Source organism: Vibrio sp. 10N.222.47.A9 (genome assembly GCF_963872585.1).
GTDB classification, from domain to species: domain Bacteria; phylum Pseudomonadota; class Gammaproteobacteria; order Enterobacterales; family Vibrionaceae; genus Vibrio; species Vibrio splendidus.
On sequence record NZ_CAWNBB010000091.1, the window covers coordinates 1 to 1,344 of the forward strand.

1 protein-coding gene is annotated in these 1,344 nt (G+C 40.6%); it reads right to left on the minus strand.

Annotated features, from left to right (window positions below):
• Positions 1-239 precede the first annotated feature (239 nt).
• Positions 240-1,271 carry an IS110 family transposase gene (locus AACT19_RS23750; protein WP_076649075.1) on the minus strand — a complete coding sequence of 344 codons (1,032 nt, stop codon included), beginning with the start codon at positions 1,269-1,271 and terminating at the stop codon, positions 240-242.
• Between the last annotated feature and the right edge of the window lie 73 nt (positions 1,272-1,344).

Genomic DNA, 1,344 nt, shown 5'->3' on the forward strand with positions numbered 1-1,344 from the left:
TATATGGAATCCACGTATTTACAAAGTGATTTAGCAATTAAAGTTAAGATGCGGTCGTATATACGGCTTCTTGTTGAAGGCGCTACCTTCTAGCCTTTGATGTTTGCGCACCTACTGTCCTCATCGAGTTATCAGCTTTTAATAGCGTGAAGGAATGGCCAGGTTTTCAGTAGGTTGGTCTTACCTTTTTTGCATCATCATTTTGTAAAACTTCAAATTAGTATTGTGTGTTTAGTGGTTTACGCTGTCATTAAAATAGGTGAATATTTTGTTTCGTTCCGAAGCATTGCCCATGCTGTTCGAACCACTTTATTAGCAAGAGCAATACAGGCCTTTTTAAAACCAATACGTTCAATTATTTTTTTAAGCCAAGCATCTTTTTGAGTTATCGGTATTTCAGGCAACCTTCCAACATAAGACATGGCACCGAGATAAAGTAGAGAGCGTAGCTCTTTGACGCCACCACACTTATCAATGCCGATCATGAACACTTTGCCACCAGAACTATGTTGTTTAGGAGTGAGACCAACGAATGCAGAAGCTTGTCTACCGTTCTTGAACTGCTTTCCATCACCAAGGGTTGTATAAAGCATTGCAGCTGTAACTTCGCCAACTCCTTCGATTGCCATCAGTCTCTGGCATGGCTCTATTTGGCGAGTTAACGCATTCTTTTCTTTTTCGAATGCTATGAGCTTCGATTTTAGCTGTTTGTACTGCTCCCACAGCATAGATAAAACAGACACTACATTAGCGGGTATTTCTGTCTCTCCATCTAAAACAGTTTGAACAGAAGCCTTCAAACCTTTTTCACCTTTTGGATTAGCAACACCGTATCCTAAAATTGTTCCTCGAATGTGCTGTCCTAAAGAAACAACACTGCGAGATAAGAAACGACGACTACTCTCTAAAGATTGCATAGATTGTTGTTCAAGCGATTTTGGGCGACTGCATTTGATACCTATTTGTATCGCGGCATTAGCAATGGCCAGAGCGTCGTTGTGATCAGTTTTATGACCTTCAAGGTATCCTTTTACTTTTTTGGGATTGATGATCCGTACTTCATGTCCAAATCTTTCAGCTAACTGTCCCCAATAATGACAACCACAGCAACCTTCCATGGCGACAATAGAAGGTTTTGCCTTAGCAAGAAATTCCTTCATTTTTTGTCGGCTTAACGGTTTGTTGGAAAGCAATTCACCATGAACACTGATATGGCAGGCTTGAAGCACATTTTTTGCTAGGTCGATAGCGATAACATTCTTAGTCAGCATATTGGAATCCTCGTTTAGGGTCTCACTTTGCTAAGTGTAGATTGGCAAAGGAGGGAGTGGATTCCATACATCA

Coding starts and splice junctions, on each gene's coding strand:
- AACT19_RS23750 (WP_076649075.1), bottom strand. CDS start 1,271: ATGCTGACTAAGAATGTTATCGCTATCGACCTAGCAAAAAATGTGCTT.